Below are 24537 nucleotides of genomic sequence, written 5' to 3'. Positions count from 1 at the left end.
TGCTGCGGGTACGGGCATCCGTCCGGGGCGGGCCGGCAACCCTCACGAACGGCGGCCCGTCACCCCCACCCTCATCTCCAGTCAGAGGAGAGCAGCTCGTGCACGCCTGTCGCACCACGCTCAGATCCCTGATGCTCGGCCTCTGCGCCGGGGCCACCGCGCTCGCCCTCACGGCGGCGCCCTCGCAGGCCGCACCGATCGCCGCCGCCAAGCCCGCGTCCCTCCTCGCCTCCTACACCGTCAGCACGCCCGCGAACATCTCGTCCTCGTGCGGGGGACAGAACGCCGAGGCCATCCAGGCCGTCGACCCGGCGGCCAACGCCGTCTACAACCTCTGGATGGGCTGCAAGGGCATCGGCTTCGCGCGCTCCCTGAACGGCGGCGCCACCTTCGGCACGCCGCTCACCCTGCCGGGCAGCACCGGCCAGAACGGCTCCCGCTCCTGGGACCCGGCGATCACCGTCGCCCCCAGCGGCGCGATCTACGCCGTCTTCATGGTCACCCGCGCGGGCCAGACCTTCCCCGTGGTCGACGTCAGCACCGACCACGGCGCCTCCTTCAAGACCGCCGGCTCGATCGTCCCGCCGGACGCGAACAACTGGGGCGACCGCGTCTTCATCGCCGCCGGACCGGACGGCGCGCTCTACCTGACGTGGGACTACGGGCCCAGCAACGCCGCCGTGACGTTCCTGTGCGCGCCGAACGGCAGTTGCTCCTTCGCCACCGGGGACCTCAACGTCGTGATGCAGAAGTCCACCGACGGCGGGAGGACGTGGAGCGCGATGTCGCACATCAGCCCCGGCTACCCCAACAGCGGAGGCGACAGCGCGCCCATCATCGTCGAGCCCGACGGCTCCCTGGACGTGCTCTACCAGGGCTACACCGTCACCGACATCCCGACCGACAAACTCTCCGACGCCTACACCTACTCCACCCGCTCCACCGACGGCGGCGCCACCTGGTCCGAGCCGGTGAAGGTCGGCCCCGAGGCCGGGTCGATGAACGACGGCGAGTGGTGGATCGACGGCAGCGAGGCGCTCGGCCCGGACGGCACCCTGTACGCGACCTGGGACACCCAGGGCACGAACACCGACACCGGCTGGCTCTCGTACTCCCGGGACCACGGCGCGACCTGGTCCGCCCCCGTCCAGGTGCCCACGGACACGCTGAACGTCCCGCACGTCATGCAGGTGGTCGCCGGCCCGCCCGGCATCGTGTACGTGGGCTGGCTCTCCAGCAGCGACCCGCGCGGCTACGCGCAGTACCTGCGCACCTTCTCGACGACGCAGGGCTGGCTCTCCGCACCCGTGCAGATCTCGCGGGGCTTCGGGGCGACCTCGGTCTGGCCCGGGGACACCTTCGGGTTCTCGGCGCTCTCGCCGACCAGGCTGGTGTTCGCCTGGGGCAGCGCCGTCGCACCCACGGCCGCCAAGGACGACATCTGGGCCGCGACGGTCGACGTCACCCTGTCGTAGGGGCCTTCTGCGGTAGGGGGCCGCACCTCGGCGGGCGTCCGCGAGGGCGGCCCCGACCCGGGCGAGGCGTCGGTACGGTCGCGGGCACGGCCCCGGGCGTACGCCGCCTCGTAGCCGCCCGGGCCGAGGCCGCGCTCCAGCTCCCGGGAGAGCCCGGCGACGTCCGGGTCGCGGCGGTCGGCCGTGCCGCACTGCCACAACCTGGAGCACGAGGACATGGCGATGACGGCCGACTTCGTCACCGAGTGACCTCGGCAAAGCCCTGACAGCCCGTCGGCGGATCAACGACGATGGAGGGCATGCCGCAGACACCGATGTCCGCCCGCGCGATCGCCGACCAGCACGTGGCCCGGGCCGCAGCCCTCGACCCGGCGACCGCCACCAGGCTCGGCCTGCACCCCGAGGACGACCGGCAGCCCGACCTGTCCCCGGACGGCTTCCGGGCGCAGGCCGACCTGGCCCGCTCGACACTCGCCGCGCTCGACGCCGCCGAACGGGAGACGCGCACCGGCCCGGACGCGGACGTCGACGCGGACGCGGACGCGGACGTCGACCCGGACGCGGACGTCGACCCGGACGCCGAGCGCACCTGCGCCCGCCTCCTGCGCGAACGGCTGACCGCCGAGCTCGCCCTTCACGAGGCCGGGGACCACCTCCGCGAGCTGCGCAACGTCAACTCCCCGCTGCACAAGGTGCGGGGCATCTTCACCCTGATGCCCACCGACACCGACGAGCACTGGGCCACCGTCGCCGGACGGCTGCGCCACGTGCCCGGCGCGCTCGACGGCTACCGGGCGACCCTGACGGAGGGCATCACCCGAGGGCTGCTCTCCGCACCGCGCCAGGTACGGGCCGTCGCCGCCCAACTCGCCGCCTGGACCGGCGAGGACGGCGGCGGCCCGAGCTGGTTCACCGCCTTCACGGCCGCCGGCCCCGCCCGGCTGCGCCCCGAACTGGACGCCGCCGCCGAGCGCGCCACCGCCGCCGTGTCGGCCTTCCGCACCTGGCTCCTCGCCGTCTACCTGCCCGCCGCCGACGCCACCCCGGACGCCGTCGGCCGCGAGCGCTACCTGCGCTCCGCCCGCTGGGCGACCGGCGCCGACATCGACCCCGCCGAGGCGTACGCCTGGGCCTGGGAGGAGTTCCACCGCACGTCCGCCGAGATGCGGGCCGTGTCGGAGCACATCCTTCCCGGCGCCGGGGCCCGCGCCACCATGGACCACCTCAACCGGCACGGCCACGCCGTCGAGGGCGAGGAGAACATCCGCGCCTGGCTGCAGCAGGTCACGGACGAGGCGATCGACGCCCTGCACGGCACCCACTTCGACCTCTCCGGCCCGCTGCGCCACGTCGAGACGAGGATCGCCCCGCCCGGAAGCTCGGGCGCGCCGTACTACAACGGCCCCAGCCTCGACTTCAGCCGCCCCGGCCGCACCTACCTGCCCACCCTCGGCCGGACGTCCTTCCCGACCTGGCAGCTCGTCAGCACCTGGTACCACGAGGCCGTCCCCGGACACCACCTGCAGACGGCCCGCTGGACGGCCTGCGCCGACCGGCTCAGCAGCTACCAGATCACCCTCGGCGCGGTGAGCGCGGACAAGGAGGGCTGGGCGCTGTACGCGGAGCGCCTGATGGACGAGTTGGGCTTCCTGACCGACCCGGCCCGGCGCCTCGGCTACCTGGACAAGCAGATGCTCCGGATCATCCGCGTCATCGTCGACCTCGGCATGCACCTGGAACTCACGATCCCCGCCGACTCCGCCGGTAGCGGTTGGAGCGGCCACCCCGGCGAGCGCTGGACCCCGGAGCTGGCCACGGAGTTCATGGCCGCCCACCACGGCAGCTCCGCCGCCCGCCGCAGCAGCGAGATCGACCGCTACCTCGGCTGGCCCGGCCAGGCCATCGGCTACAAGCTCGGCGAACGCGCCTGGCTGCGCGGCCGCGAGGCGGCCCGCCGCCGTCTCGGCCCGGCCTTCGACCTCCGCGCCTGGCACACGGGCGCGCTCTCCCAGGGCTCGCTGGGCCTGGACGACCTGGCCGACCGGCTCGCCCAGGTCTGAGGCCCGTTGAGGGGCGAGGGTGCCCGGCGGAAGCGACCCACGCGTGCACGACGGTGATCCCTCGGATCGCGCCAATTCACTTCGTGCACTTCCCTTAGCGGCTGCCCGCGGTCTATGGTCATCGCGCAGATCACCTACACAGATCGGTCTCCGATCTCGTTCCGGGGGGAAGTCCCATGCGCAAGAAGGCTCTTGGAACACTGGCGGCCGTCGCGTCCGCCGTGGCCCTGATGCTCCCCACGTCCGCCTCGGCGGCAAGCCAGTCGACCGGTTCCACCGAGAGCACCCGGGCCCTCACCGGCCTCTCCAGCGGCCACATCACGAACGCCCTGTTCGGGAGCGGCCAGTGCCTGGTGCACTTCTCGAACGGCCAGCGCGGCAACAGCCCGTGGTTCTACGACTGTCTGAACTACGACGACCAGACCTGGTACTTTCCCTCGGTCGGCACCACGGGCCCGATCATCAACAAGTACAGCCTCCTGTACATGACGGCCCAGAAGACCGGGTACACACCGGCGTTCCTGTACTACAACTCCGGCTACCCGGACCAGCAGTGGACGACGGAGGACATCCTGGGATCGGGCTACGTCCAGTTCCGGAACGTCAACAGCGGCGAGTGCCTGACCGCCACCCCCGGGGGCATCGTCCAGCAGGACTGCATCGGCCTCCCCGGCCAGCGTTGGGAGCTGCCCTGGTGAGCGCCATGACCCGCACGATCCTGGAGTCGAACGTGAAGAAGACCTGCACCTTCGGGAAGCTGATCCAGATGTCCTGCGTCCCGGGTGTCGACCAGGTGTGGGACCGCTGGTAGGCCCGAACCCGGGCCCGGCGGCAGCGAACGGGGGCGCCCCCGTTCGCAGCCGCCGGACCGCCGGACCGCCGGACCGTCATGAGTCCTACTGTGAGTTAATCGGCCCGGCCATCGCCCAGCTGGCCCCAGGAGGCGCCCGAACAGGTTGAGTTCGAACCGAGTTCGGGATCCCGGCGGTGTGTTCGCCCGAGGGGAGTGCCGCCCGCCCGCATAGTCATCCTGCCTTTTTGATCATTAAAGGCTGACCGGACAAGGGCAGGATGGCATGGGCTTCCTACGTCGAGCACGCGACCGTCGGTCGGGCGCGCCCCAGGCGGGACCACGGACGGGCGGCCTGCTGCGCCGGCTCGGCAGGCGACGCCCGATCCTCGCGGGCCTGCTCGCCGCCGGACTCGTCCTGACCCTCACCCCGGTTTCCGAGGCCGGCACTGAGCATGGGCCCGGGCACGGCCACGGCGCCGGCCCGGGCCACCGGGCCCAGCGCGCGCCGGGGGACACGCTCGACTGCAGCGGGAGCGTGATCTACTCGATCGAGCAGACCTCCGGCGCCCCGTCGAGGCTCGTCTCCGTCCGCACGAGCGCGATCGGCCCGGCCCAGGTGACCCCGGCGCTCGTGAGCACCCTCCCCGCCGGTTCGTTCAGCGCCAACGCCCTCGGCATCACCAACGGCGGCACCGCCGTCTACGCGCTCAACTACCCCGACGCCTCGGGGACCGCGCTGGTGTACGCCTACACCGCCGCCACGGGCACCTGGGCGACGTACCCGGTGAAGGTGAACCAGCCCTTCTACGTGGCCGGGGCCGTGAACCCGGACAACGGGATCTACTACTTCGCCAATTACGGTGCGGGCACCGCGACCTCCCCCGGCGTGGGCACGCTCTACGGCTTCGACACGACCACCAACACCTTCATCGGCCAGGTGGCCACCTTCACCCTGCCGTTCAACAGCGCCAACTTCTCCAACGGCGACATCACCTTCGACGGCTCGGGCAACATGTACGTCCTGGCGCAGTCCGGTACGGACACCAACCTCGCCCTGGTCGAGGGCCCCCTGCCCACCACCGCCGGCTCGACGCGGCTGACCCTGCAGAAGCTGAGCACGATCTCCAACCCCACCGCCGACTCCTACAACGGCGACGCGTTCGACAACGCGGGCAACCTGTACGTCTCCTTCAACAAGCGGCAGCCCGACGGCACGACCCGGGCGCAGCTGGAACAGATCAACCCGAACACCGGCAACGTCACGGCGGGCCCGTCCTCCAGCACGAACACCGCGCTCGTCTCCGATCTCGCCTCCTGCGCACTCAACCCGACCCTCGCGCTGCAGAAGAACGTGGTCGGCCGCTTCGCCCAGACCGCCACCTCCAACGACCAGTTCGCCCTCTCGATCACCGGCGGCGGCGTCACCGCGAACAACAAGGCCACCACTGCCGGAACCGCCACCGGCGTCCAGCCCCAGTCCGCCGGCCCGGTCATCGGCCGGCCCGCCCAGACCTACACCCTCACCGAGACCGGCACCTCCGGCGCGAACCTTGCCAACTACACGACCACCTACGCCTGCGTCGACACCGCCAACGGTGACGCGGCCGTCGCCTCCGGCAACGGGAGCACGATCAGCCTGCGCTTCCCCAACACCCAGGCGGGCAAGCGCAGTCCGAACGTGCTCTGCACGTTCACCAACACCCCGAAGCCGGCGAACCCGGCGCTGACGGTCGTCAAGACCGTGCAGGAGAAGCAGTTCACCGGGCCCGGGCAGGTGCTGCACTACGAGTTCGTGGTCACCAACACGGGCAACGTCGACCTCACCGACGTGGCGGTCAACGAGACGGAGTTCTCGGGCACGGGGACGAAGCCGACCGTGACCTGTCCGGCCGCCGCGAAGTCGATGGCGCCCGGCGCGGCGGTGACGTGCACCGCGAGCTACACCGTCACGCAGGCGGACATCGACGCGGGGAAGGTGACGAACGCGGCGACGGCGACGGGCACGCCGCCGAGCGGTCCGCCGCCCGTGTCGCCGCCCTCGCGGGTGGACGTGCCGAGCCCGCCGAATCCGGCGATCTCGATGGTGAAGAGCGCGCAGGAGAAGTCGTACGCGAAGGCCGGGGACGTCCTGCACTACGCGTTCGAGGTGACGAACACGGGGAACGTCACGCTGGCGAACGTGACGGTGAGTGAGACGGAGTTCTCGGGGACGGGGACGAAGCCGACCGTGACGTGCCCGGACGCGGCGAAGTCGCTTGCCCCGGGTGCGAAGGTGACGTGCACGGCGAGCTACGCGGTGACGCAGGCGGATGTGGACACGGGGAAGGTGACGAACGCGGCGACCGCGTCGGGGACGCCGCCGTCCGGTCCGCCGCCGGTGTCGCCGCCGTCGCGGGTGGAGGTGCCGAGCCCGCCGAACCCGGCGATCGCGGTGGTGAAGTCGGCGCAGGAGAAGTCGTACGCGAAGGCGGGCGATGTCCTGCACTTCGAGTTCCTCGTGACCAACACGGGCAACGTCACGCTCACGAAGGTGGAGGTGAACGAGACCTCGTTCTCGGGCACCGGTCCGCAGCCGAAGGTGAGCTGCCCGGACGCGGCGAAGTCCCTTGCCCCGGGCGGGAAGGTGACCTGTACGGCGACGTACACGGTCACGCAGGCGGATGTGGACGCGGGGAAGATCACCAATGCGGCGACGGCGACGGGGACGCCGCCTTCCGGCCCGCCGCCGGTGTCGCCGCCCTCGACGGTCGAGGTGCCGAGTCCGCCGAGCCCGGGGATCTCGATGGTGAAGTCGGCGCAGGAGAAGTCGTACGCCAAGGCCGGGGACGTCCTCCACTACGCGTTCGTGCTGACCAACACCGGCAACGTCACGCTGGCGAACGTGACGGTGAACGAGACGGAGTTCTCGGGGACGGGGACGAAGCCGACCGTGACGTGCCCGGAGGCGGCGAAGTCGATGGCCCCGGGTGCGAACGTGACGTGTACGGCGAGCTACACGATCACCCAGGCGGACATGGACGCGGGCAAGGTGACGAACGCCGCCACGGGCACGGGGACCCCGCCGAGCGGCCCGCCGCCGGTGTCGCCGCCGTCGCGGGTGGAGGTCCCTGGCGTGCCGAGCCCGGGGATCACCGTGGTGAAGTCGGTGCAGGAGAAGCAGTTCACCGGGCCCGGGCAGGTGCTGCACTACGACTTCGTCGTCACCAACACCGGCAACGTCACGCTGGCGAACGTGACGGTGAACGAGACGGAGTTCTCGGGCACGGGGACGAAGCCGACCGTGACGTGCCCGGACGCGGCGAAGTCGATGGCCCCCGGCGCCGGCGTCACCTGCACCGCGACGTACTCCGTCACCCAGGCCGACATCGACGCGGGCAGGCTCACCAACGCGGCCACGTCCACGGGGACACCGCCGAGTGGTCCGCCGCCGGTGTCGCCTCCGTCGCGGGTGGACGTGCCGAGCCCGCCGAACCCGGCGATCTCGGTGGTGAAGAGCGCGCAGGAGAAGTCGTACGCGAAGGCGGGGGATGTCCTGCACTACGAGTTCGTCGTCACGAACACCGGCAACGTCACGCTCACGGACGTTGCGGTGAACGAGACTTCGTTCTCGGGCACCGGCCCCAAGCCGAGCGTCGCCTGCCCGGAGGCGGCGAAGTCGCTTGCCCCGGGTGCGAAGGTGACCTGTACGGCGACGTACACAGTGACACAGGCCGATGTGGACGCGGGGAAGCTCACCAACGCGGCCACCTCGACCGGGAATCCGCCCTCCGGCCCGCCGCCGGTGTCGCCACCGTCGGAGACCGAGGTGCCCAGCCCGCCGAGCCCGGGGATCTCGGTGGTGAAGTCGGCGCAGGAGAAGTCGTACGCGAAGGCGGGGGATGTCCTGCACTACGACTTCCTCGTCACCAACACGGGCAACGTCACACTCACCAAGGTGGAGGTGAACGAGACTTCGTTCTCGGGCACCGGTGCGAAGCCGAAGGTGACGTGCCCGGATGACGCCAAGTCCCTTGCGCCCGGCGCGAAGGTGACGTGTACGGCGACGTACACGGTGACGCAGGCGGACGTGGACGCGGGCAAGGTCACGAACGCGGCGACGTCCACGGGCAACCCGCCGTCCGGTCCGCCGCCGGTGTCCCCGCCCTCGGAGACGGAGGTGCCGAGTCCGCCGAGTCCGGGGATCTCGGTGGTGAAGTCGGCGCAGGAGAAGTCGTACGCGAAGGCGGGCGAGGTCCTGCACTACGAGTTCGTCGTCACCAACACCGGAAACGTCACCCTGACGGGTGTGACGGTCAACGAGACGAGCTTCTCCGGCGCTGGCACGAAGCCGAGCGTCGCCTGCCCGGAGGCGGCGAAGTCGCTTGCTCCCGGTGGGAAGGTGACCTGTACCGCCACCTACACCGTCACGCAGGCGGACGTGGACGCGGGCAAGGTCACCAACGCGGCGACGTCCACGGGCAACCCGCCCTCCGGTCCGCCGCCGGTGTCGCCACCCTCGGAGACGGAGGTCCCGAGTCCGCCGAGCCCGGCGATCACGGTGGCGAAGAGCGCGCAGGAGAAGTCGTTCGCGAAGGCGGGGGATGTCCTGCACTACGAGTTCGTGGTCACCAACACCGGCAACGTCACCCTCACCGACGTGTCGGTCAACGACACCGGCTTCTCGGGCACGGGCACCAAGCCGACCGTGACGTGCCCGGACGCGGCGAAGTCGATGGCCCCCGGCGCGAAGGTGACCTGCACCGCGACCTACGCCGTCACCCAGTCGGACGTGGACGCGGGCAAGGTCACCAACGCGGCCACCACGACCGGGAATCCGCCCTCCGGCCCGCCGCCGGTCTCGCCCCCGTCCGAGACCGAGGTGCCGAGCACCCCGAGCCCGGCGATCACGGTGGTGAAGTCGGTGCAGGAGCAGCGGTTCACCGGCCCCGGGCAGGTGCTGCACTACGAGTTCGTGGTCACCAACACCGGCAACGTCACCCTCAAGGACGTCGCAGTGAACGAGACCGAGTTCTCCGGCACGGGTACCAAGCCGGTTGTGACCTGCCCGGACGAGGCCAAGTCGATGGCTCCGGCCGCGAAGGTGACCTGCACCGCCACGTACTCGGTCACCCAGGCCGACATCGACGCGGGCAGGGTGACGAACGCGGCCACCTCGACGGGTACTCCGCCGTCCGGCCCGCCGCCGGTCTCGCCGCCGTCGCGGGTGGACGTGCCGAGCCCTCCGAGCCCGGCGATCTCCGTGGTGAAGTCCGCGCAGGAGAAGTCGTACGCCAAGGCCGGGGACGTCCTGCACTACGAGTTCGTCGTCACCAACACGGGCAACGTCACCCTCGCCGACGTGACGGTGAACGAGACGAGCTTCTCCGGCACCGGCACGAAGCCCGCCGTCACCTGCCCGGACGCGGCGAAGTCCATGGCGCCCGAGGCGAAGGTGACGTGCACGGCCAGCTACGCCGTCACGCAGGGGCCGGGGACGTCCTGCACTACGACTTCCTGGTGACCAACACCGGCAACGTCACGCTCAAGGACGTGACGGTGAACGAGACTTCGTTCTCGGGCACCGGTGCCAAGCCGAGCATCACGTGCCCGGACGCGGCGAAGTCCCTCGCCCCGGGCGCCAACGTGACGTGCAAGGCCACCTACACGGTCACCCAGGCGGACGTGGACGCGGGCAAGGTCACCAACGCGGCCACCACGACCGGGAATCCGCCCTCCGGCCCGCCGCCGGTCTCGCCCCCGTCGGAGACCGAGGTGCCGAGCACCCCGAGCCCGGCGGTCACGGTGGTGAAGTCGGCGCAGGAGAAGTCCTACGCCAAGCCCGGCGACCTCCTCCACTACGACTTCCTCGTCACCAACACCGGCAACGTCACCCTCGCCGACGTCACGGTGAACGAGACCAATTTCTCGGGCACCGGCACGAAGCCCGCCATCACGTGCCCTGACGCTTCGAAGTCCATGGCGCCGGGCGCGAAGGTGACCTGCACGGCGATGTACTCCGTCACCCAGGCGGACGTGGACGCGGGCAAGGTGACGAACGCGGCCACGGCCACCGGCACCCCGCCGAGCGGTCCGCCGCCGGTGTCGCCCCCCTCCCGGACCGAGGTGCCGAGCCCGCCGAATCCGGCGATCACGGTCGTGAAGTCGGTGCAGGAGAAGCAGTTCACCGGCCCCGGCCAGGTGCTGCACTACGAGTTCGTGGTGACCAACACGGGCAACGTCACCCTCGCGGACGTGGCGGTGGCGGAGACCGAGTTTTCCGGTACCGGCACGAAGCCGACGGTGACCTGTCCGGACGAGGCGAAGTCTCTTGCTCCTGGCGGGAAGGTGGGCCGGGGACGTCCTGCACTACGACTTCCTGGTGACCAACACCGGCAACGTCACGCTCAAGGACGTGACGGTGAACGAGACTTCGTTCTCGGGCACCGGCGCCAAGCCGAGCATCGCGTGCCCCGACGCCGCGAAGGCCCTCGCCCCGGGCGTCGGCGTCACCTGCACGGCAACCTACACGGTGACGCAGGCGGACGTGGACGCGGGCAAGGTGACGAACGCGGCCACGGCCACGGGCAATCCGCCGTCCGGCCCGCCGCCGGTCTCGCCCCCGTCGGAGACCGAGGTGCCGAGCACCCCGAGCCCGGCGATCGCCCTGGTGAAGACAGTGGAGGAGCAGCAGCTCACCGCGCCGGGCGAGGTGCTGCACTACCACTTCGTCGCGACCAACACCGGCAACGTCACCCTGACCGACGTGACGGTGAACGAGACGAGCTTCTCGGGCACCGGCACGAAGCCCACCATCACCTGCCCGCCAGCCGCCAAGTCGCTGGCCCCCGGCGCCGCCGTCACGTGCACGGCGACCTACACCGTGAACCAGGCCGACATCGATGCGGGCAAGGTCACCAACGCGGCCACGGCCACCGGTAATCCGCCCTCCGGCCCGCCGCCGGTCTCGCCCCCGTCCGGGGCCCAGGTCCCGGGCGAGCCGAGCCCGGCGATCACCGTGGTGAAGACGGTGGGGGAGAAGCAGTTCACGGCTCCCGGCGACCTCCTCCACTACGAGTTCGTGGTGACCAACATCGGTAACGTCACCCTCACCGACGTCACGGTGACCGAGTCGAACTTCAGCGGCACGGGCACCAGGCCCGCAATCACCTGCCCGCCCGCCACGAAGTCCCTCGCCCCGGGCGCAAAGGTGACCTGCACGGCGACCTACACCGTGACCCAGGCCGACCTGGACGCGGGCAAGGTGACGAACGCGGCCACGGCCACGGGCAATCCGCCCTCCGGCCCGCCGCCGGTCTCGCCGCCGTCGGCGGCCGAGGTCCCGGGCGTGCCCAACCCGGCCGTCACCATGGTGAAGTCGGCTCAGGAGAAGGCGTACGCCAAGCCCGGCGACCTCCTCCACTACGAGTTCCTCGTCACCAACACCGGCAACGTCACCCTCGCCAACGTCACGGTGACGGAGACCGGCTTCAGCGGCACGGGCACCAGGCCCACGGTCACCTGCCCGTCAGCCGCCAAGTCCCTGGCCCCCGGCGCGAAGACGACCTGTACGGCCACCTACGCGGTCACCCAGGCCGACCTGGACGCGGGCAAGGTCACCAACGCGGCCACCGCCAGCGGCACTCCGCCGAGCGGCCCGCCGCCGGTCTCGCCCCCGTCCCGCGTGGAGGTGCCCGGCACGTCCAACTCCCTCCCCCCGACCGGCGACAGCACCAGTGCCGCCCTTCTGGCGACGGCCGCGGCCCTGGTGACGGCCGGAGGCGGCACCCTGGCCATCGCCCGTAGGGGGCGCCGCCGCCACTGATCGCAAGTCCCCTGCCGGAGGCCGAAAACCGGCACCCGAGACGGCGGGCCCCGCCATCCACCACGGATGGCAGGGCCCGCCGTTCGGCTGTTCACGGGCCTCCGCCTCCACACCGCTCCACGCGATTGGTCCAGACCTATTGACGTGCCTTCGCCGACCCTCCTACGATCCGGTCCGGTACATCCCCCCACATGTCCCCACCTCACCCGAAGCCGGGCGTCACGCCCCCACGCGTCGTCATGTCCCAGGCGCTCGGCGGGAAGGGAGCTTCACATGTTCCATCGGAGGTCGCGCAGTCCACGCCCGTCCAGGGCGGCCGTGGAACGGGCGCAGCAGCCGTACAGGACCGACCACTCCGGGCGCGAGGCGAGCGTCGCGAAGCGCTTCATCGCCGTGGCGAGCGCCGCGGCGGTCATCGGCGCCGGCATCGCCGTGGCCGGTAGCACCACGGCCGGGGCCGCCGCGCCCAACCTGGTGGCCAACCCCGGGTTCGAGAACGGGCTCGCCAACTGGACCTGCACCGGCGGCTCCGGCGTCGTCGTCGGCAGTCCGGTCCACTCCGGCAGCGGCGCGCTCCAGGCGACACCGGCCGGCCAGGACGACGCCCAGTGCACCCAGACGATCAGCGTGCAGCCCAACTCCCAGTACACGCTGAGCGCCTACGTGCAGGGCAGCTACGTCTACCTGGGCGCCACCGGCACCGGCTCCGGCGGCGACCCGTCCACCTGGACGGGCAACAACGCGTCGTACGGCCAGCTGAGCGTCGGCTTCACCACCGGGGCGAACACCACCTCGGTGACCATCTACCTGCACGGCTGGTACGGGCAGCCCGCGTACTTCGCGGACGACGTCTCGCTCGTCGGCCCCGGCGGTACGAGCCCCTCGCCGACCGCCACCACGCCGACCAGCGCACCCCCGACCAGCCAGCCGCCGACCTCGGCCCCGCCGACCTCTGCCCCGCCGACCTCGAACCCGCCCACGTCGACGCCGCCGACCAGCACCCCGCCCACCAGCCAGCCGCCCACCACCCCGGCGCCGGGCGACACCTGCCCGACCAAACCGAAGCCCTCCGGCAAGGTCCTCCAGGGCTACTGGGAGAACTGGGACGGCGCCGCGAACGGCGTCCACCCCGGCATGGGCTGGGTGCCGATCACCGACAGCCGGATGGCCGCGCACGGCTACAACGTCATCAACGCCGCCTTCCCGGTGATCCTCTCCGACGGCACCGTCCAGTGGCAGGACGGCATGGACACCAACGTCAAGGTCTCCACCCCCGCCGAGATGTGCAAGGCCAAGGCGAACGGGGCGACGATCCTGATGTCGATCGGCGGCGCCGCCGCGGGCATCGACCTGAGCTCCAGCACCGTCGCCGACAAGTTCGTCTCGACCATCGTCCCGATCCTCAAGAAGTACAACTTCGACGGCATCGACATCGACATCGAGACGGGCCTGTCCGGCGGCGGCGACATCAGGACGCCCTCCGCCTCCCAGGCCAACCTGATGCGTATCATCGACGGCGTCCTCGCCCAGATGCCGTCCGGCTTCGGCCTGACCATGGCCCCCGAGACCGCCTACGTCACCGGCGGCAGCGTCACCTACGGCTCCATCTGGGGCGCCTACCTGCCGATCATCAAGAAGTACGTCGACAACGGCCAGCTGTGGTGGCTGAACATGCAGTACTACAACGGCAGCATGTACGGCTGCTCCGGCGACTCCTACCAGGCCGGCACCGTCCAGGGCTTCACCGTCCAGACCACCTGCCTCAACAACGGCATCACCATCCAGGGCACCACCATCCGGGTCCCCTACGACAAGCAGGTCCCCGGCCTCCCCGCCCAGCCCGGCGCGGGCGGCGGCTACATGGACCCCAGCCTGGTCAGCCAGGCGTGGAGCGCCCTCGGCGGCGCCCCGAAGGGCCTCATGACCTGGTCCATCAACTGGGACGGCTCCCGCGGCTGGACCTTCGGCGACAACGCCCGCTCCCTCCAGGGCCGCTGACGCCCACCCGACGCACCACCCCTGCGCCCCCGGCCCGGCGAACCCCCGCCTGCCCGGGGGCGCAGGTGTATCCGCTGCGGGTGTGGGTCCACCTGCGGGGTTCGGTTTTCCGAACCTTGGACTGGGGGGCCAGCACAATCGTTTCCGGGGCCCGATGTGTCCAGGATGAAGGGCATGAACGGGATCGGGATGACGACGGCCGCGGCCACGGCGGCGAGTGACGTGGCGACGGGGGGTGCGGCCCTGAGCGCTGAGGGGCTGCACCGGGAGTACGGGCGAGGCGCGGCCGTTGTGCGTGCGCTGCGAGGGGTGTCCGTGGCGTTCGAGGCGGGGACGTTCACGGCGGTGATGGGGCCCTCGGGGTCGGGGAAGACGACGTTGCTGCACTGCCTGGCGGGGATGGACCGGCCGACCCGGGGGAGTGTGCGCTGGGGTGGCACTGAGGTGACGGGACTGCGCGAGCGGCGGTTGGCCGAGTTGCGTCGGGAGCGGGTGGGGTTCGTGTTCCAGTCGTTCAACCTGATGCCCGCGATGACGGCCGCGCAGAACGTCGAACTGCCCGGGCGGCTGGCGGGGCGGCCGCCGGGGCGCGGCGAGGTACGGGCGGCGCTGGCGCGGGTCGGGCTGGCCGGGCGCGAGCGCCATCGGCCCGGGCAGCTGTCGGGCGGGCAGCAGCAGCGGGTGGCGATAGCCCGGGCGCTGGTGTCCCGGCCCGAGGTGCTGTTCGCCGACGAGCCGACGGGCGCGCTGGACCGGGCGACCGGCCGGGACATCCTCGACCTGTTGCGCGCCGGGGTGGACCTCGACGGGCGGACCTGCGTCATGGTCACCCACGATCCGGCGGCCGCCGAGTACGCGGACCGGGTGCTGCTGCTGGCGGACGGGCTGCTGATCGACGAGTTGCTCCGGCCGACGGCGGCGCAGGTCGCCGAGCGGCTGAGCGGCCTGGGCGGGTGAGGGAGGTGAGCGGGATGCAGAGGCGCAAGGGCAGTGCGACGGGTGCCGTGGTGGCGATGGCGTACGTCCAGATCCGGCGCCGTCCGGCGAGCTTCGCCGGGCTCGCCGTGGCGCTGCTGCTGGCGGTGGCGGCGCTGACGCTGTTCGGTTCGCTGGCGGCGGCGCAGCTGTCGGCGCCCGCCGCCGTGGCCCGGACGCAGGTGGACGGGCCGGGGCTGGTGGTGATCGCGGGGGCGTTCGGCGAGATCGCCGTCCTGGTCGCGCTGTTCGTGGTGGTGAACGCGCTCGGGTTCACCCTGCGCCAGCAGCACCGCGAACTGGCCCTGCTGCGGACGGTCGCGGCCACGCCCCGGCAGGTGCGCCGGCTGATCCGCGCGCAGGTGGGGGTGACGGTGCTGACCGCCGCCGTGCCCGGCGTGGTGCTGGGGCGCCTGGGCGCCGCCTGGTTCCTGGGCGCGCTCCAGCGGCGGGGGATGGCCGCGCCGGGCCTGCGCATACCCGGCACGCCGGTGCCGGTGCTGCTGGCGCTCGCGGTGACGCTGCTCGTCGGGCTGGGGGCGGTCGCCCTCGCGGCCGGCCGGATCACCCGGCCCGCCCCGGCCGCCGCGCTCACCGACGGCATGGTGGGGCAGCGACGGGCGGGCGCGGTGCGGCTGCTCGCCGGGGTGGCCGTGCTGGCGGGAGGTGGGCTGTTGCTGCGGCTGGCAGCCACCCGGCGGGCCGAGGAACTGGACAAGGCGGGGCAGGCGGCGCTGCTCGGGTGCCTCGTCCTGCTGACGGCGATCGCCCTGCTGGGGCCGCTCGCGGTCCGGGTGCTGGCCACCGTGCTCGGCGCGCCGCCGCGGGTGCTCGCTCCTCGGGCGGGCTGGCTCGCCGACGCCCACCTGCGCGGCTACGCGGCCCGGCTCTCCTCGGCGGTGGTGCCGGTGACGCTGCTGGTCGGGTTGTCGGGCACCATGTTGATCATGACGAGCACCGCGGAGCAGGCCGTACGCGCGAGCGGCGTGGCGACCAGCGTCACCAAGGCGAGCGACGTGTGGATGCGGCAGGCCGAACTCGGGCTGCTGGTCTGCTTCGCGGCGGTCTCCACGGTCAACACCCTGGTGGCGCTCACCGCCGACCGCAGGCGCGAGTTCGCCCTGCTGCGGCTGGTCGGCGCGAGCCGGCGGCAACTGCTGCGGATGCTCACCGTCGAGGCGGCGCTGACCACGGCGGTCGGCGTGCTGCTCGGTGCGGCGGTGGCCCTCGGGGCGGCGGGCGCGTTCAGCCTGGCCGTCACGGGATCGGCGCTGCCGCCCCTACCGGGCGCGGCCTCGGCCTGGGTCCTGGCGGGCGCGGCGGCGCTGACCCTGCCGGGGATCGTGGGCACCGGGCTGTGGGCGGTCGGCGGACGCGAGGTGGCGGCGGCCCCGGAGGCGTCGTGAGACGGGCGGCGGGCGGGCGGGCGGGCAGGCGGGCAGGCGGGCAGGCGGACGGAGGAGCGGTGACGTGCCGGGCGTGACGAAGAGGCGGAATCCACTCCCGCCGGGCGGCGAGTGGGCGTTCGCCGTGCTCGGGCTGCCGCTCGGGGTGCTCGGCGGGCTCTACGCCGTCGCCGTCCTCTACGCGGGGGCGCTGCTGTCGCTCACCGTGCTGGGCCTGCCCTTCGTCGTGGCCGCGCTGGCCGGGGCCCGGGCGATCGGCGGGCTGCACCGCCGCCTGGTCGGGCGGCTGCTGCACGCGCCCGTGCCCGCACCCTCGCCGCTGCCCCGGCCGTCCGGGCTCCTCGCCCGGGGCAGGGCGGTGCTCACCGATCCGGTGGCCTGGCGGGCCCTGCTCTACCTCCTGCTGCGCCTCCCGCTGGGCGCGCTCGGCTTCCTGACGGTGGTCGGACTGCCCGCCGCGAGCCTCTGGCTGACGGGCTTCCCCCTCTGGGTGCGGCTGATCGAGCCGGGCCCGCGCCCCGTCGGCTGGCCGGACGCGGGAGCGGTGCCCGCCGGACTCGCCGTCCTGCTCGCCGTACCCGCGCTGCTGCGCGCCCTCAGCGCGGCGAACCGCGCACTCGCCCGGGCCCTGCTCGGCCCGGCCCGCTCGCAGCAGCGGGTGCGCGAACTGGAGCACGCCCGGGCGACCCTGCTCGCCGAGGGCACCGAACGCCTGCGCGGCCTGGAACGGGACCTGCACGACGGCACCCAGGCCCAGCTGGTGGCACTCGCCATCACCCTCTCCCTGGCCGACGACGCGCTCACCACCACCGACCTCGAACGGCTGCGCACCCTCCTCGACCGGGCGCGCGGCCAGACCGACGACACCATCACCGGGCTGCGCCGCCTCACCCGCGGCATCAACCCGGTGGCCCTGGACGGCGGGCTGGCCGGAGCCCTGCCCGGGCTGGCCGCCGCCGCGCCGGTGCCCGTCACCGTCCGGGTGGACCTCCCCGAGCGCCCGGCCGAGCCGATCGAGCGGGTCGTCTACTTCTGCGCCGCCGAACTGCTGACCAACGTCGCCAAGCACAGCGGCGCCCGCACCGCGGAACTGGCCGTCGGCTCGTCGGGCGGCCGGGTCCGTCTGACGGTCCGTGACGACGGACGCGGCGGAGCCCTCCCCGGCGCGGGCTCGGGCCTGTCCGGTCTGGCCGAACGGCTGGCGGCCGTCGACGGCGCCCTGACGGTGCGGAGCCCGCCGGGCGGGCCGACCACGGTGACCGCCGACCTGCCCGACCGGCTCTGACGGATCTGGCTCCGACGTGACTGGCTCCGACGTGACTGGCTCCGACAGAACCGGCTGCGACGTAACGGCTCAGGCCCCGCCGCTCTCCGCGAGGTAGGCGAGGACGGCCTTCACCCGCCGGTTGTCGGCCTCGGTGGCGGGCAGATCGAACTTGGTGAACACGGCCGCCACGTGCTTCTCCACCGCGCACTCCGACACCGTCAGCCGCGCGGCGATGGAACGGTTGGAGTGCCCCTGCGCCATGAGCTCCAGCACCTCCCGCTCACGCGCCGTCAGCGCGTCCACAAGCCCGCGCCGCCCGCCGTGCAGCAGCCCGTTGACGATCTCCGGATCGAGCGCCGTCCCGCCCTCGGCCACCCGGTGCAGCGCCTCCACGAACTCCGAGGTCCGCGCCACCCGCTCCTTGAGCAGATACCCCACCCCGGACGCGCCGCCCTCCAACAGCCGTGCGGCCCAGGCCCGTTCCACGTGCTGCGAGAACACCAGGATGCCCACCCCCGGCACGTCGGCCCTCAGCTGCACGGCCGCCCGGATGCCCTCGTCGGTGTGCGTGGGCGGCATCCGGATGTCCACCACCGCCACGTCCGGCCGGTGTTCGGTCACGGCGGCCACCAGCTCGGGCGCGGTACCGGCCGTCGCGACCACCACGCACCCGCGAGCCGTGAGGAGTTCCACCATGCCGTCCCTGAGGATCACCGAGTCCTCGGCGAGGACGACACGGAGCTGCTTGTCGATCATGCAGCCCATTATCGAGCCCGCGCCCCCAGCGGGGCTCACTGCGAGGCGGCCGAGATCCCGAACAGCAGGGCCAGACCGAGCTGCAGGGTCGCCGAGTACGGGCGCCGCCGCCAGATGCACAGGGCGCCGGTGACCGAGGTCGCCACGCACGCGATGACCTCCCGGCCGGGGACCTCGCTGGAGCCGCACCCGTTCCCCCCGAGGGCCGAGCAGAGGCCGTGCCCGAGGCTTGCCGAGACGATGACGAAGATCAGGAGAAGATCCAGCATGACCAGGAACGCCACCACGATCGGCGTGCTGTCCGAGCGATCCGTCCGCTCAGGCCGTTGAAACCCCATGTGTCCCCCCAGGACCGGTGTGCCGTCGGCAACCCCGTCGGCACGTGTGATTCGAACGACCTTACGGGCCGCGCCAGTTCGGCACTACGGTCCGGCCGTCACCCCGACCGAAGCTGCCGCCGCCAGTCCGTCGGGCTGAGCCCGCGTGCCCGCTTGAACGCCACCCTGAACGCGAACGCGTCCTCGTACCCCACCTCGTGTGCCACCGCGGCGACGGTTGCGTCCGCGTCCCGCAGCAGGTCCGCGGCCAGGGCCATCCGCCAGCCGGTGAGGTACGTGAGCGGGGGTTCGCCCACGACGCCGGTGAAGCGGGCGGCGAAGGTGACCCGGGACCGGCCGACCCGCGTGGCCAGCTCGGCGACCGTCCAGCGGTGCGCCGGGTCCTCGTGCATCAGACGCAGAGCATCGCCGACGGCAGGGGTGGCCAGCGCTCTGTACCAGGAAGAGGGTTCGGCCTGCGGCCGGGCGCACCAGGCGCGCAGGGCCAGCACCAGGACGAGGTCCAGCAGCCGGTCGAGGACGGCGTCCTGGCCGGGTTCCTCGCGGGCCGTCTCGGCGGCGAGCAGGTCCAGGGCGGCCCGGGTGCGCGGCCCCGCCGGCACGACGGCCAGCGGCGGGAGCACGGCCAGCAGGCGCTCGCCGACGTCGCCGCGGAGTTCGTAGGCGCCCCGGAGGAGGGTGGTGGCGCCGGGGAGCCCGTCGCCGTACGTGCGGGGCTGCCCGTTGTCGTCGCGCCGTCGACGGCGTGCTTCCGTCCGCCGCGGATCACCACCTGCGGTGGGGTATCCGGGGCGTCGGCGACGGTGTACCGGTCGGTGCCGCTGATCAGGGCGATGTCCCCGGCGGCCGGCCGGACGGGCGTCGCGGCCCGTGGGTCGTCGTCGAGCCGGACCGAGGCGTGGCCGCCGAGGGTGGCCACGACGGTGAGCGGAGGGGCGTCGGCGAAGGTCATCGACCACGGCGGCCGCTGGATCCGCTGCCGGATCCGCGCGTTCCGGGCGCGGGCGCGGTGCAGCAGATCGCTCAGGACGTCGATGCGGGCCACGCTAGACGATCACCAAGGGATTTACGACGATCACTCATGGATCGTCTGCCCTGGCCAGGCTTGTCTGGAGGGCATGAAGAACATCCTCGTTCTCGGCGACACCGGCACGACCGGCCGCCGCATCGCCCGCCGCCTGACGGCCGCGGGCCACCCGGTCCGTACGGCGTCCCGCACGGTGGCGACCTCCGCTTCGACCTCGAAGACCCGGCGACCTGGGCATCCGCCCTCGAGGGCGCCGGGGCCGTCTACCTCGTGGAGCCCGACCTGCGACCCGGCGCGGACCGGCAGGAGCGCATCCCGCGCCTGGTGGCCGACGCGGTCGCCGTCGGCGTGCGGCGGCTGGTGCTGCTCTCCGCCTACGGCGTCGGCCACGCCGCCGACGGCCACCCGCTCAAGGCCGCCGAGCAGGCCGTCCGCGGCAGCGGCGTCGACTGGACCGTCCTGCAATCCGACTGGTTCGCGCAGAACTTCAGCGAGTCCTGGCTGGAGCCCTGGCCCTGCCCACCGGGGACGGGGGCATGCCGTTCGTCGATGCCGAGGACATCGCCGAGGTCGCCGCCGCGGCGCTGACCGAGGACGGCCACGGCGGACGGACCTACCAGTTGACCGGCCCCCGGGCGATCGGCTTCGCCGAGGCGGCGGACCTGATCGGCGCCGCCGCCGGTCGGACGGTCCGTCACCTCGACGTCGACCCCGAGGCTTTCGTGGACCGCATGGTCCTCGAAGCGCGCCCGCCGACGTCGCCCGCCTGCTGAGGGGCCTGCTCGTGGACGTCCGCGAGGGCCGGGGCGGGGAGGTCTCCGACGGTGTGGAGCGGGCACTCGGGCGCCCGCCCAGGTCGTTCGAGACGTACGTTGCCGAGGCGGCCGCCGCCGGCTGCTGGAGCTGACCCAGGCGGTCCGCTGGGGCACGAAACTACGGAAGTAGTGCCACTACTGCAGTAGTGGCACTACTTCCGTAGTCCGGCGGCTGCGGCCGACCGGAGCCCTACCGGGTCCTGTGCGCGCCGCTGTTGAGGTGGATCGTCTGCCCGGTGATGTGGCGGGCGCCCGGGCGCCCGGAGCCAGGCTGCTCGGCCGACCAACTCTGAAGCGACTATTGCGAAGTTTTCGCTTCATACCTACGGTGAGTGGATGCGACCGAAGCACAAGCCCGAGCAGATCACCGAACTCTCACGGTTGAGGGCGTTCATGATCCCGCTGCGTATGCAGCTCTACCGGCTGCTGTACGCCGCGGGCACCGCGACCGCCTCTCAGCTCGCCGAGCATGTCGACGAGACGCCCTCGCTGGTCAGCTACCACTTGCGCAAGCTGGCCGAGCACGGCTTCGTGACCCAGGCGAGCGGTGAGGGCACCGACGGCCGCGAGCGGTGGTGGCAGGTGGCGTCCGAGGAGGGCTGGGGCTTTCGCGACTCGGACTTCGCGGACACGCCCGAGGGCGCCGCCGCGGTCGGCGCAGTGACCCGAGGGATGTTCGACACCCGCGTCGCCCAGTACCGCACGTATCTCGACCAGAAGTCCGCCTGGGGGAAGACGTGGACCGACGCGTCCTTCACCTCCGAGTGGCTGCTCGACCTCACCCCGAACGAACTCACCGAGATGAGCGACGAGCTTGAGGCGTTGGCCCGACGCTGGCGTGAGCGCGGCAAGGCCGCCAAGGCGGCCGGCGACACCGAGGACCGCGAGCACGTGTCCGTGCACCTCTACGGCTTTCCCTTCCGGCCCTGACTCAGCCGAATTCCCGACTGCCTGGAGCCCACCATGGCCGCCCCGCAAACAGTCCTGCCCGAACGCGCCACCACACCGGCTCACCGTGACACCAACGTGCTGCGCTGGCTCACCGCCTACACGGTCTCCCTCATCGGCGACAGCGTGTACTTCGTCGCTCTCGGCTGGTCCGCCCAGAAGGCCGGCGGTCCCACCGAAGTCGGCCTCGTCATGGCCGCCGGAGCGCTACCGCGAGCGTTACTCATGCTCGGCGGGGGCGTGGTGGCCGACCGCTTCGACCCCCGCCGGGTGATTCTCGGCAGTGACACGCTGCGCTGCATCCTCATCCTGGCGGTGGCCGCCGGCATCGCACTGACAGCGCCGGCCTTGTGGATCCTGGTCACGGTGGCGCTCATCTTCGGCGCCGTGGACGCGCTGTTCGTACCCGCTGTCGGCGCCCTCCCATCCCGGATCACCACCCCTGACCAGCTGGCCCGGGTCACCGGCATGCGCTCGCTGTCGACCCGCCTCGGCCAGATCGCGGGCCCGCCGATCGGAGGCATGGCCATGGGAGTCGGCGGACCCGCGGCCGCATTCACCGTCGCCGGACTGCTCATCGCGCTGTCCCTGCCGCTCCTGCTGACGATACGGATTCGGCCCGTCGGGGCGAGCGACGCCGAGCGGCCGGAGCCCGGCACCGCGCGGAAGGACCTGCTCGACGGCCTGCGCTACATCCGCCGCCACCGCCTCATCGGCCCGCTCGTCGTCGCCGGCGCCGTCTGCGAACTCGGGCTGATCGGCACACTCAACGTCGGCATGGTGCTCCTCAACGCCGAACGCGGCTGGGGCCCTTCCGGCTACGGCTGGATCGCCGGCAGCTTCAGTGCGGGAGCCGCGGCCAGCGCCTCACTGCTCGCCATTGCAGGATGGCTGCCCCGTGCCGGCCTGATGATGACCGGGACACTTCTGGTGGGCTGCGCGGGCGCGGCCTCCATCGCGCTGGTGCCCGCCCTTTGGCTCACCGCGGTGGCGGCTGCGGTCATCGGACTGTGTGCGGGTGTCTTCGGCAGTCTGAACAACGCCCTCATGCAGACCGCGGCGGACCCCGCCTATCTCGGCCGGGTCACCTCCGTCGTCATGCTCACCATGGTCGGTATCGCCCCCCTCAGCTACCCGCTGGTCGGTGCCGCGATCGGGGCCTGGGGCGCCGCCCCGGTGTTCGTCGGCTGCGGCGTTGTCGCCAGCCTGGGAGCGGCCATCGCTCTGGCCTCCGACGCGGTACGCCACGCCGAACTGCCTCGGCAGCGGGGCTAGCAGGTATTCGGGTGCCCGCCCAGGTCCTTCGAGACGTACGTTGCGGAGGCTGCCGCCGGCAGTTGGAGCTGAGCGGACAGGCACCGGGGGCGGGGAACTACGCAAGTAGTGCCACTACTTCCGTAGTGCCACTACTACGGAAGTAGTCCGGCGGCTTCGGCCGACCGGAGCCCTACCGGGTCGTGTGAGCGCCGCCGTTGAGATGAATGGTCTGGCCGGTGAGGTGGCGGGCGCCCGGGGAGGCCAGGAAGTGGATGGTGCGGGCGACGTCCTCGGGCGTGCCGGGGCGCTTGTTGTGGGTCTCGGCGATCAGGGCGGCGCGGCGTTCCGGCGGGAGGGCGCCCTGGAAGAAGGCGGTGTCCTCGATGTAGCCGGGCGCGATGACGTTGGCGGTGATGCCGAGCGGGCCGAGTTCGGCGGACAGGTCGGCGTTCCAGGCGGCGAGGGCGGCCTTGGCGGCCCCGTACGGGCCGCCGCGCCGTTCGGCGCCGATCGAGCCGATGCTGATGACGGCGGCCCCGGTGGCGAGGACGGGCCGCAGGGCCGTCGTGGTGAGGACGGCGCCGAGGAGGTTCTGGCCGAGGTGGGCCTGTCAGGTGGAGGGGACGGCGTCGAGCGGCGCGAGGTCGGCGGAGGCCGGGCCGGGCAGGCCCCCTGAGCAGTTCACCAGGACGTGCAACTCGCCGACGGCAGCGGCCAGCTCGGCGACCTGGCGCGGGTCGGTGGCATCACTGGCCAGGCCCTCGACCGCCGCCCCCTCGGCGGAGAGCTCGGCCACGGCCCGCTCGACGCCCTCGGGGCGGCGGCCGGTGATCAGCACCCGCTCGCCGTCGGCGGCGAAGAGCGCGGCGGCGGCGCGGCCGATGCCGCTGGTGCCACCGGTGATCAGGACGGTACGGGACATGAGCGGTTCCCCCTGTTGGCGCGTCAGTGCACTATGTTTAGACCTAAACGTAAACCGGAGATCCCAGGAGATGTCAATGGCGGACGGCGGCGACGAGGTGACGGCGGCCCGCATCGCCGAGGCGTGGCGGCGCGAGCGCCCGGGCACGCCCACCGGGTCGATCGAGGTCGTGACCCCGGTCTGGTGGCTGGCGAAGCTGTTCTCCGACGACCGCGCCCGGGCGCTTCGCGCCGCCGGGATCGACGCCGCGACCCTGGACCTGCTCTCCGTCCTGCGCCGCTCCGGCCGCCCGTACGCCCTGACCACCCGCGAACTGGCCCGCCGCACCCTGGTGACGGCCGGGGCGATCTCCCAGCGCCTCGCCCGCGCCGAGCGGGACGGTCTGGTGGAGCGCGAGCCCGGGGACCCGGCGGAACAGGGCCGCCGCTCGGTGCTGGTGCGCCTCACGCCGGCCGGGCACGACCTGGTCGAGCGCTCCGTCGACGTGGTCCTCGGCCGGGAGGCGCTCCTCGTGGACGGTCTCGCGCCTGCCGAGCGCGAGACCCTCGTGGCGCTGCTGGACAAGCTGCTGACCGACGTCCGGCAGCGGCTGGCGGACACTCAGGAGCCGGAGGAGTGCTGAGAGAGCGATATGGCGGGCCCCGGTCCGGCCATCAGGCCGACCCCTGACCCCTGATCCCCAACCCCCAACCCCCAACC

17 protein-coding genes and 3 pseudogenes are annotated in these 24537 nt (G+C 72.5%); 16 read left to right on the top strand and 4 right to left on the bottom strand.

What is annotated here, in order from left to right:
* Positions 1 to 98: 98 nt before the first annotated feature.
* The 10 genes and pseudogenes from IH61_RS0119990 (at position 99) to IH61_RS0119930 (ending at position 17793) form a co-directional block, all read left to right on the top strand.
* Positions 99 to 1475 carry an exo-alpha-sialidase gene (locus tag IH61_RS0119990; protein WP_031071659.1) on the top strand — a complete coding sequence of 459 codons (1377 nt, stop codon included), beginning with the start codon at positions 99 to 101 and terminating at the stop codon, positions 1473 to 1475.
* A 299-nt stretch (positions 1476 to 1774) separates the two neighbouring features.
* Positions 1775 to 3535, top strand: coding sequence for a DUF885 domain-containing protein (locus IH61_RS0119985; RefSeq protein ID WP_031071657.1), 1761 nt, complete (start codon positions 1775 to 1777; stop codon positions 3533 to 3535).
* A 176-nt stretch (positions 3536 to 3711) separates the two neighbouring features.
* Complete coding sequence (locus IH61_RS0119980) at positions 3712 to 4233, top strand: RICIN domain-containing protein (RefSeq protein ID WP_031071654.1); 522 nt, start codon at positions 3712 to 3714, stop codon at positions 4231 to 4233.
* Between the two features lie 378 nt (positions 4234 to 4611).
* Positions 4612 to 9828, top strand: a complete 5217-nt coding sequence (locus tag IH61_RS41135; protein WP_051837505.1) for a DUF7507 domain-containing protein — start codon at positions 4612 to 4614, stop codon at positions 9826 to 9828.
* Positions 9765 to 10595, top strand: a pseudogene (locus IH61_RS50335) (DUF7507 domain-containing protein); the annotation flags it as partial. The gene IH61_RS41135 and the pseudogene IH61_RS50335, both read left to right, overlap by 64 nt.
* A 40-nt stretch (positions 10596 to 10635) precedes the next feature.
* The gene (locus IH61_RS0119950; RefSeq protein ID WP_031071648.1) at positions 10636 to 12129 is read left to right on the top strand and encodes a DUF7507 domain-containing protein; all 1494 of its coding nucleotides are present in this window, start codon (positions 10636 to 10638) and stop codon (positions 12127 to 12129) included.
* A gap of 273 nt (positions 12130 to 12402) precedes the next feature.
* Positions 12403 to 14127: a carbohydrate binding domain-containing protein gene (locus tag IH61_RS50330; protein WP_078911254.1), complete on the top strand. Its 1725-nt coding sequence runs from the start codon at positions 12403 to 12405 to the stop codon at positions 14125 to 14127.
* Between the two features lie 189 nt (positions 14128 to 14316).
* On the top strand, positions 14317 to 15084 hold the full coding sequence (locus tag IH61_RS0119940; RefSeq protein ID WP_031071644.1) for an ABC transporter ATP-binding protein: 768 nt from the start codon (positions 14317 to 14319) through the stop codon (positions 15082 to 15084).
* 14 nt (positions 15085 to 15098) lie between these two features.
* Positions 15099 to 16508 (top strand): FtsX-like permease family protein, encoded by a 1410-nt coding sequence (locus IH61_RS0119935; protein ID WP_234327256.1) that lies wholly within the window; start codon positions 15099 to 15101, stop codon positions 16506 to 16508.
* A gap of 73 nt (positions 16509 to 16581) precedes the next feature.
* Complete coding sequence (locus tag IH61_RS0119930; RefSeq protein WP_031071641.1) at positions 16582 to 17793, top strand: sensor histidine kinase; 1212 nt, start codon at positions 16582 to 16584, stop codon at positions 17791 to 17793.
* Positions 17794 to 17862: 69 nt separating this feature from the next.
* Here the strand turns inward: IH61_RS0119930 and IH61_RS0119925 are convergent, their stop codons facing one another.
* The 3 genes and pseudogenes from IH61_RS0119925 to IH61_RS50325 all read right to left on the bottom strand — a co-directional run bounded on the left by IH61_RS0119925 (position 17863) and on the right by IH61_RS50325 (position 19905).
* Positions 17863 to 18531: a response regulator transcription factor gene (locus IH61_RS0119925; protein ID WP_031071639.1), complete on the bottom strand. Its 669-nt coding sequence runs from the start codon at positions 18529 to 18531 to the stop codon at positions 17863 to 17865.
* Between the two features lie 35 nt (positions 18532 to 18566).
* The gene (locus IH61_RS0119920; RefSeq protein ID WP_158845103.1) at positions 18567 to 18800 is read right to left on the bottom strand and encodes a hypothetical protein; all 234 of its coding nucleotides are present in this window, start codon (positions 18798 to 18800) and stop codon (positions 18567 to 18569) included.
* Between the two features lie 167 nt (positions 18801 to 18967).
* Positions 18968 to 19905, bottom strand: a pseudogene (locus IH61_RS50325) (cupin domain-containing protein).
* 45 nt (positions 19906 to 19950) lie between these two features.
* Here IH61_RS50325 and IH61_RS50320 point away from each other — a divergent pair.
* The 5 genes from IH61_RS50320 to IH61_RS0119900 all read left to right on the top strand — a co-directional run bounded on the left by IH61_RS50320 (position 19951) and on the right by IH61_RS0119900 (position 22934).
* The gene (locus IH61_RS50320; protein ID WP_420713978.1) at positions 19951 to 20484 is read left to right on the top strand and encodes an SDR family oxidoreductase; all 534 of its coding nucleotides are present in this window, start codon (positions 19951 to 19953) and stop codon (positions 20482 to 20484) included.
* A complete protein-coding gene (locus IH61_RS50315) occupies positions 20433 to 20669 on the top strand; it encodes a hypothetical protein (RefSeq protein ID WP_420713977.1) in 237 nt (78 codons plus the stop codon). The genes IH61_RS50320 and IH61_RS50315 overlap by 52 nt, the downstream gene beginning before the upstream one ends.
* A gap of 11 nt (positions 20670 to 20680) precedes the next feature.
* On the top strand, positions 20681 to 20803 hold the full coding sequence (locus IH61_RS50310) for a hypothetical protein (RefSeq protein ID WP_420713976.1): 123 nt from the start codon (positions 20681 to 20683) through the stop codon (positions 20801 to 20803).
* A gap of 244 nt (positions 20804 to 21047) precedes the next feature.
* Positions 21048 to 21641 carry an ArsR/SmtB family transcription factor gene (locus IH61_RS0119905; protein ID WP_031071634.1) on the top strand — a complete coding sequence of 198 codons (594 nt, stop codon included), beginning with the start codon at positions 21048 to 21050 and terminating at the stop codon, positions 21639 to 21641.
* Positions 21642 to 21674: 33 nt separating this feature from the next.
* On the top strand, positions 21675 to 22934 hold the full coding sequence (locus IH61_RS0119900) for an MFS transporter (protein WP_031071632.1): 1260 nt from the start codon (positions 21675 to 21677) through the stop codon (positions 22932 to 22934).
* 172 nt (positions 22935 to 23106) lie between these two features.
* Here the strand turns inward: IH61_RS0119900 and IH61_RS41120 are convergent.
* Positions 23107 to 23838: pseudogene (locus tag IH61_RS41120) on the bottom strand (SDR family NAD(P)-dependent oxidoreductase).
* A gap of 76 nt (positions 23839 to 23914) precedes the next feature.
* On the opposite strand from IH61_RS41120, the gene IH61_RS0119890 reads away from it, so the two are divergent.
* On the top strand, positions 23915 to 24460 hold the full coding sequence (locus tag IH61_RS0119890) for a MarR family winged helix-turn-helix transcriptional regulator (RefSeq protein ID WP_234327255.1): 546 nt from the start codon (positions 23915 to 23917) through the stop codon (positions 24458 to 24460).
* Positions 24461 to 24537: the final 77 nt, after the last annotated feature.

The sequence above is a fragment of the Streptomyces sp. NRRL WC-3742 genome, from assembly GCF_000720635.1.
Lineage (GTDB): Bacteria > Actinomycetota > Actinomycetes > Streptomycetales > Streptomycetaceae > Kitasatospora.
This window is presented reverse-complemented; position numbering and strand designations above follow the sequence as displayed.

What these genes read in the sequence shown, in the direction of transcription:
- IH61_RS0119900 (WP_031071632.1), top strand. Translation starts at nt 21,675, where the DNA reads ATGGCCGCCCCGCAAACAGTCCTGCCCGAACGCGCCACCACACCGGCT.
- IH61_RS50320 (WP_420713978.1), top strand. Translation starts at nt 19,951, where the DNA reads ATGGATCGTCTGCCCTGGCCAGGCTTGTCTGGAGGGCATGAAGAACAT.
- IH61_RS0119980 (WP_031071654.1), top strand. Translation starts at nt 3,712, where the DNA reads ATGCGCAAGAAGGCTCTTGGAACACTGGCGGCCGTCGCGTCCGCCGTG.
- IH61_RS50315 (WP_420713977.1), top strand. Translation starts at nt 20,433, where the DNA reads ATGCCGTTCGTCGATGCCGAGGACATCGCCGAGGTCGCCGCCGCGGCG.
- IH61_RS0119925 (WP_031071639.1), bottom strand. Translation starts at nt 18,531, where the DNA reads ATGATCGACAAGCAGCTCCGTGTCGTCCTCGCCGAGGACTCGGTGATC.
- IH61_RS0119935 (WP_234327256.1), top strand. Translation starts at nt 15,099, where the DNA reads ATGCAGAGGCGCAAGGGCAGTGCGACGGGTGCCGTGGTGGCGATGGCG.
- IH61_RS0119940 (WP_031071644.1), top strand. Translation starts at nt 14,317, where the DNA reads ATGACGACGGCCGCGGCCACGGCGGCGAGTGACGTGGCGACGGGGGGT.
- IH61_RS0119890 (WP_234327255.1), top strand. Translation starts at nt 23,915, where the DNA reads ATGGCGGACGGCGGCGACGAGGTGACGGCGGCCCGCATCGCCGAGGCG.
- IH61_RS50330 (WP_078911254.1), top strand. Translation starts at nt 12,403, where the DNA reads ATGTTCCATCGGAGGTCGCGCAGTCCACGCCCGTCCAGGGCGGCCGTG.
- IH61_RS0119920 (WP_158845103.1), bottom strand. Translation starts at nt 18,800, where the DNA reads ATGCTGGATCTTCTCCTGATCTTCGTCATCGTCTCGGCAAGCCTCGGG.
- IH61_RS0119905 (WP_031071634.1), top strand. Translation starts at nt 21,048, where the DNA reads ATGCGACCGAAGCACAAGCCCGAGCAGATCACCGAACTCTCACGGTTG.
- IH61_RS0119985 (WP_031071657.1), top strand. Translation starts at nt 1,775, where the DNA reads ATGCCGCAGACACCGATGTCCGCCCGCGCGATCGCCGACCAGCACGTG.
- IH61_RS41135 (WP_051837505.1), top strand. Translation starts at nt 4,612, where the DNA reads ATGGGCTTCCTACGTCGAGCACGCGACCGTCGGTCGGGCGCGCCCCAG.